The organism is Phenylobacterium sp. (assembly GCF_031412415.1).
In the GTDB taxonomy this organism is placed as follows: domain Bacteria; phylum Pseudomonadota; class Alphaproteobacteria; order Caulobacterales; family Caulobacteraceae; genus Phenylobacterium.
In genome coordinates this window covers 1-6,380 of the sequence record NZ_JANOCX010000142.1, presented here as the reverse complement: position 1 = coordinate 6,380, position 6,380 = coordinate 1, and the positions used below count along the sequence as shown (strand labels likewise).

7 protein-coding genes are annotated in these 6,380 nt (G+C 69.7%); 3 read left to right on the top strand and 4 right to left on the bottom strand.

Annotated elements, in window-relative coordinates; all coding sequences use genetic code 11:
• The coding region (locus RMO04_RS21170) for a DUF6471 domain-containing protein (RefSeq protein ID WP_405041468.1) at positions 1 to 182 on the bottom strand (182 nt) is incomplete at its 3' end.
• 84 nt (positions 183 to 266) lie between these two features.
• On the opposite strand from RMO04_RS21170, the gene RMO04_RS06885 reads away from it, so the two are divergent.
• Positions 267 to 1,103 (top strand): hypothetical protein, encoded by an 837-nt coding sequence (locus tag RMO04_RS06885; RefSeq protein ID WP_309644048.1) that lies wholly within the window; start codon positions 267 to 269, stop codon positions 1,101 to 1,103.
• On the opposite strand, the gene htpX is transcribed toward RMO04_RS06885, so the two are convergent.
• Together htpX and RMO04_RS06875 are read right to left on the bottom strand one after the other, a co-directional pair.
• On the bottom strand, positions 1,100 to 2,047 hold the full coding sequence (htpX, locus tag RMO04_RS06880) for a zinc metalloprotease HtpX (RefSeq protein ID WP_309644047.1): 948 nt from the start codon (positions 2,045 to 2,047) through the stop codon (positions 1,100 to 1,102). The two genes, RMO04_RS06885 and htpX, sit on opposite strands and share 4 nt — an antisense overlap.
• 197 nt (positions 2,048 to 2,244) lie before the next feature.
• Entirely contained in the window at positions 2,245 to 2,904 is a 660-nt protein-coding gene (locus tag RMO04_RS06875; protein WP_309644046.1) for a hypothetical protein, read from the bottom strand.
• Positions 2,905 to 3,072: 168 nt separating this feature from the next.
• Between RMO04_RS06875 and RMO04_RS06870 the strand changes: the two genes are divergently transcribed.
• The gene (locus RMO04_RS06870; protein WP_309644045.1) at positions 3,073 to 4,407 is read left to right on the top strand and encodes a HAMP domain-containing sensor histidine kinase; all 1,335 of its coding nucleotides are present in this window, start codon (positions 3,073 to 3,075) and stop codon (positions 4,405 to 4,407) included.
• Positions 4,395 to 4,961, top strand: coding sequence for a response regulator transcription factor (locus tag RMO04_RS06865; protein ID WP_309644044.1), 567 nt, complete (start codon positions 4,395 to 4,397; stop codon positions 4,959 to 4,961). Before RMO04_RS06870 ends, RMO04_RS06865 begins: the two co-directional genes overlap by 13 nt.
• A gap of 16 nt (positions 4,962 to 4,977) precedes the next feature.
• Here the strand turns inward: RMO04_RS06865 and RMO04_RS06860 are convergent, their stop codons facing one another.
• Entirely contained in the window at positions 4,978 to 6,234 is a 1,257-nt protein-coding gene (locus RMO04_RS06860) for a dicarboxylate/amino acid:cation symporter (protein WP_309644043.1), read from the bottom strand.
• Positions 6,235 to 6,380 lie beyond the last annotated feature (146 nt).

Here is a 6,380-nt window from a genome sequence, read left to right as displayed (position 1 = left end):
GCCGACCAATAGGATCGCGGCGAACATTCTTCCAATCGAAGCGGCGTCGCGCCTATTGCCGTCAGACATTGGATCAAGAAAGCCCTGCTGAATCTGCGTCTGCTGATCTTGTTCGCAATGTCCTGCTCTGTCTCTAGGATTCGGGTTGCATTCAGATTTTTCGCAAGTTCCGGTAATGTCACCGGATCCGGCGTGCGCTAGGCAACACAACCATCGTTTGTTCCCTAAAAGTTCCCCTCCACCCACTGCAGCGCTAAACTCCCCCAATGCCCGCGCGCGCCTACGCCCAGCTCGCCCCCCAAGCCCGCCAGCAGGTCCTCGACCGGGTCTCCGCCGGCGAGCCCCTGGTCCGCATCTGCGCCGAGCCCGGCATGCCCTCCTACGCCAGCGTCCGGGCCTGGAGCCTGGCCGCGCCGGACTTCGGCGCCGCCCTGGCCCAGGCTCGCCGCAAGGCCGATCGCCGCCTCGCCTTCGATGAGGCCAAGGCCGCGACCCTGCTGGCCCGGCTGGCGGCGGGGGAGGGCATCGTGGCGATCCTGCGCGACCCGGCCATGCCCTCGCGCCGGGCCTACGCCCGCTGGCGCGCCACCCAGGGCGAGTTCGGGCAGGCCGTCTGGCGGCTGAACCAGGTCAAGACCGCCGCGCGGGTGCGCCGCGTGGCCGACCGCTTCCGCCCCTTCGATCAGGACCTCGCCGACGCCATCGTGGTGCGGGTCTCGCGCGGGCAGCGGTATCAGGCCCTGCTCACCGCCGCCCACGGCCTGCCCACCCGCGCGGTCGTGACCCGCTGGCGCAAGGCTCGGCCGGAATTCGACCAGGCCCTGCGCATCGCGCTGCGCGTCGGCGCCCGGCGCCGGGGCCAGGCGCGGGCGGCCTGTCCGTCCTGGCTGGCCGAGGCGATCTGCGAGGGGATCGCCGAGGGCGGTTCGCTGCACAGCCTCAGCGCTTTGCCCGACATCCCCTGCGCGGCCACCCTCTATGGCTGGATGCGCACCCAGCCGGCCTTCGCCGCCGCCGTGGCGGAGGCCCAGGCGCGGCGCAAGGCGCAGGCCGCCTCCGACGCCGAGAGGGCGCGGCTGCTGCGCGCGATGTCGGGCGTTTAGCCCCAGGGGCCGCGCTTGGCCGAGGTCACCGGCACGGCGGTCTGGCCCCGGCGCCCGCCGCCCGTGACGATGTCCGGCGCGCGGGGACGCCCGCCGCCGCCCAGCGACATCAGGGCCTTCACCCGGTTGGCGGTGGCCGGGTGGGTGGAGAACAGGTTGTCGGCGCCGCGCCCCGCCAGGGGGTTGATGATGAACATCTGGCCGGTGGCGGGATTGCGCTCGGCGGTCAGGTTGACGATGCCGCGCGCATAGGCGTCGATCTTCTGCAGGGCGCTGGCCAGCGCTTGCGGGTCGCCGCTGATCTCCGCGCCATGGCGGTCGGCCTCGTATTCGCGGCCCCGGCTGATGGCCATCTGGACCAGGGCCGCGGCCATGGGCGCCAGGATCATCAGGGCCAGCGTTCCGATGATCCCGCCCGGCCGCTCGCGGTCGTTGCCGCCGAAGAACAGCGCGAAGTTGGCCAGGGCGCCGATGGCGCCGGCCAGGGTCGCCGTCACGGTCATGGTCAGCGTGTCGCGGTTCTTCACATGGGCCAGCTCGTGGGCCATGACCCCGCGGATCTCGCGCCGGTCCAGCATCTTGAGCAGGCCCACGGTGGCGGCGACCGCGGCGTGCTCCGGGTCGCGGCCGGTGGCGAAGGCGTTGGGCTGCTCGGTTTCGATCACATAGACCTTGGGCATGGGCAGGCCCGCCCGGGCGGCCAGGTCATGGACGTCGGAGAGGTAGTTCCTGAGCAACGGGTCGCGGGTCGAGGGGTCGACCTCCCGGGCGCCGTACATCTTCAGGACGATCTTGTCGGCGTTCCAGTAGCTGACGAAGTTCATGGCGGCGCCCAGCGCGAAGGCCACGGCCATGCCGGTGGGGCCGCCGATCAGATAGCCGACGCCGACGAACAGGGCGGTGAGGCCCGCCAGCAGCATGAAGGTGCGTAGGTGGTTGCGCATGGTCCCCGATATGGGGTCAGGCCGGTTTGGTTTCCACCACCCATGCTCGCCGCGTTCAGGACGCGAACTCAGGCGGGGGAAATCGGGGACGCCAAACCTGTTTCGCCGCGATCACCGCGCACGGGAGGCCGCGCGGCGAGGCGTCGAACAGGGGGCTGGCGCCCCGAAGTCCCGAGATCTCCCCCGAGATCCCGGTCTCAGAAGCGTCGCGTCAGACCGACCTGAACCACCGGGAAGTACTTGAAGTCCTTGGCGTCGTCGCGTGCCTGCGTCTCCTCGGCGCGCAGCCGCGCCTGGAAGTTGGCGTCGTTCGACAACGTGCCGCCCGAGGCCGCCAGCTTGACGTCGGGAGCCTTGCTGAACGACACGCCGGCGAGGGCCCGGAAGCCCCAGGTGCGGTCGCCCACGAAGGTGGTGTCGAAACCGACCCCCAGGAAGGGCTGCAGGTCGGAGAGCTTGGCCTCGCCGTCGAGCCGGCCAATCTGAGCCGGCGTGAAGACCTGTCCGCCGATGTCGACGCTGGCGGTGGGCCGGGCGCTCAGATTGATCTTCCGCTGGCCGAAATAGGCGCCGCCGGAGACCAGGAAGGCCCCGCCGCCAGGATGCAGGTCGGCGAAGACACCGCCGGTCAGCAGCTTGGCCTTTCCGTCATAGTCGATGTCCGAATAGGTTTCGTCCCGGCTGAGGCTCATCCCATCGACCGCGCCGCGCAGGACGATCAGCTCACTGATCTTCGCCGAGGCCTGGACCCCGACGCCGGGCGTGCCCGCGCTGACCCCGAGCGCCATGGTCTGGGCGACGGCGGCCGACGAGGCCATCGCGCAGACAAGCGCGAGAGCGGCGACTGAACTCTTCATGATACTGCATCTCCTTGATCGCGGGACGGATCGGCGCGCGGCCATGCCCTCAAGGTCGCGAAGCTAGGGACAACCTTGGCCTTGGGCCATTAGACCAGATGGCCTACCTCTGCCTTGACAGCCAAGGTCCGTCCGCAGATCGTCGCGGCGAGCTTGGGGAGCGCAGTGTTGGATCTCGCGTATCGGGACCAGGTCCTCATCAATGAAGCGCGGACGGAGCTGAAGGGCAGCATCGTCGCCTGGGTCGGCCTCGTCATCGGGACCGCCTATCTGGCGTTTGAATTCGCCGGTCGGGCCGAGCGCCTCGGCTTCATGCTGTGGCTCGGCGCGATCTCATTCTTCCTCGCCGGTTGGTTCGTCTCCTGGCTGCGGTTCGCCTTGCGTCCGCCCAGCGACGAAGCCGTCCTGACCGGTTGGATCCCGGGCGCCAAGCTGGGCATGACCCTGTGCAACGCCGTCACGGCCGCGAGTGTCTGGGTCTTCATGCCGGCGGCCGAGCCGGAACTTCGCGCGCTTCTGCTCGTCCTCTACGCCTGGTTCCTGGTCGTCCAGTTCGCCGCGGCGACCGAGGCCACCCAGGTCCTGGGACGCGCGGTGGTGATGCTGCTGGGCTCGCTCACCGTGTGGCTGATGGTCGAGCAGCCGCCGCACTTCCTGAAGCTCGCGCTCCTGCTGCCGATGTTCGGGCTGACACTGATCGCGATCCGTCGCTTCGTGCGCGAGGCGGTCGTCAAGGCGACGCAGGCCCAGGCCGCGGCGGACGCCTCCCGTCGCGAGCTGGCCGCCGCCTTGGTGAGCCTTGAGCGCGAGCGGGACGCCAAGACCCAGTTCATCCGGGCCGCCTCGCACGACCTGCAGCAGCCGCTGCAGGCCGCGGCCCTGTTCCTGGAGCAACTGGCGCCGGGCGCGCGGGCCGGCGCACGCGCCATGTCGCTGAATGGGCTGCGGCGGTCCATCGGCCTCGCCCGCGGCCTGATCGAGGCGATGTTGCAGCATCTCCGGCTGGAGAGCGGCGCCGTTACCCCGGTCGCGTCGCGGTTCCCGGCCGGCGAGCTCTTCGATCGGGTGATCCTAACCCAGGCTCCCGCGGCCGACGCCGAGCGGATTAGCCTGCGCGTCGTGGGCCGGCGTGTGCCGCTCAACGCCGATCCGCTGCTGCTGGGGCGCGCGGTGGAGAACCTGGTCGCCAACGCCATACGCCATGCCGGCGCCCGGCGGGTGCTGATCGGCGCTCGCGCCGGCGCTGGCGGCCCGACGATCTGGGTGATCGACGACGGCCGCGGGCTTGCGCCGGGGGAGGGTGCGCGCATCTTCCGCCCCTTCGAACAGGGCCAGCATGTGGGTGCGGCCGGCGGCTTCGGCCTGGGACTGGCCTCGACCCTGGGGCTCGTCACGGCGATGTCGGGCGTCTGCGGCGTGAAGTCCGGCCTCACCTCCGGCGCGGCCTTCTTCATACGGCTCCCGGCCGATCCGGTGGGTGACGAGGCGAAATGCGCGGCCTGATCTGCGACGATCATCCGCTGATGCGCGAGGCCCTCGCCGGTGCCATGCGCGATCGCTGGCTTGACGTTTCACTCGCCGAGGCCGGCGACTATCCCTCCGCCTGGACGGCGGCCGAGGCCCAGCCGGATTTCTGCCTGGTCGACCTTTCCATGCCGGGCGCCGGGCCGGTCGAGGGCGTGACCGAGCTGCGGGCGCGGGCGCCGGAAGCTGTCATTCTCGTCGTCACGGGGCTCGAGGACGAGGCCCTGCTCGCCGCTGTCGCGGCCTGCGGCGTGACGGGCGTCTACTCCAAGAACGCCCAGCCGAGCCTGCTTCTCGACGCGATCGGCGCGGCCGTCCCCGGCCTGCGGGCCCTGGAGGCCAAGCGCCTGCCGCCTCGCCAGGGCCAGGTGCTGGAAGCCCTCGCCGACGGCCTCACCAACAAGGAGATCGCGGCGCGGCTGGGCATCTCGCCGGCCACCGTGAAGATCCATGTGGCCCGCCTGACCCGTTGGCTGGACGCCGTGAACCGGACCGACGCCGTGATGCGCGCGAAGCGGGCGCGCATCATCTGAGCGACAGGCGCGACGGTCAGGCCGGTTTGGTTTCCACCACCTGGGCGTCGGGATCCTCGATCTGGTTCTCCCACTTGGCGACCACGGCGCTGGCGACGGAGTTGCCCAGGACGTTGGTGGCCGAGCGGCCCATGTCCAGCAGGTGGTCGACCCCCAGGATCAGCAGCAGGCCGGCCTCGGGCAGGTCGAAATAGGCGAGGGTCGCGGCGATCACCACGAGGGAGGCGCGGGGGACCCCGGCCATGCCCTTGGAGGTCACCATCAGCAGCAGCAGCATGGTGATCTGCTGGCCGATGGAGAGGTCGATGCCGTAGGCCTGGGCGATGAACATCACCGCGAAGGTGCAGTACATCATCGAGCCGTCGAGATTGAACGAGTAGCCCAGCGGCAGGACGAAGCTGGCGATGCGGCGGCTGACGCCGAACTTCTGCAGCTCCTCCAGGGTGCGGGGATAGGCGGCTTCCGACGAGGCGGTGGCGAAGGCCAGCAGGGCCGGGCCGCGGATCGCGCCCAGCAGCTTCATGGCGCGTGGTCCGACGATCAGCAGGATGGCGCCGATCAGCAGGGCCCAAAGAACGCCGAGAGAAAGATAGAAACCTCCCACGAATTTGGCATAATCGGCCAGGACGCCCAGGCCCTGGGTGGCGATGGTGGCGGCGAGCGCCGCGAAGATCGCCAGCGGCGCGGTCGTCATGACGTAGCCGGTCACCTTCAGCATGATGTTGGCGATCTGGTCGACCAGGGCGACGACGGCCGGCGCCTTGTCGTCCAGCGCCGCCACGGCGGTCCCGACGAAGATCGAGAACACCACGATCTGCAGGATCTCGTTGTTGGCCATGGCCTCGACGATGGAGCGCGGCACCAGGTGGGTGACGAATTCCTTGAGGGTCAGCTTGGTGGCGTCGACGGCGCCGGCGGCGTTGGCCGCCTCGTCGATCAGGTTCATGCCGACGCCGGGTCCGATCAGGTGGACCATCAGCAGCCCGATGGTCAGCGAGATGAGCGAGGCGCCGATGAACCAGCCCATGGTCTTGACGCCGACCCGGCCGATGCTGGCGGCGTCCTCCATGTGGGCGATCCCGGCCACCAGGGTCGAGAAGACGAGGGGCGCGATGATCATCTTGATCAGCCGCAGGAAGACGTCGGTGATGATCGTCAGGTTGCCGGCGACCTCCTTGGCCTGCTCGGGGCTCAGGGTCTGGTTCACCGCCCAGCCGACGCCGACGCCCAGCACCATGGCCGCGACGATGAAGGCGGTGAATAGACGGTTCATGAGGACTCCTCGGCGTTCAAGCCGGCCTTTGTCGCCGACATTGGGGCTGTTCGTCCAGAGCGCCTGGAAATCGAGGCAGGGGCATCTCGCAACCGTCACCAGAGCGGGCTAAACTGCCCCATGTCCATCGAGAAAACAGCAGCCGC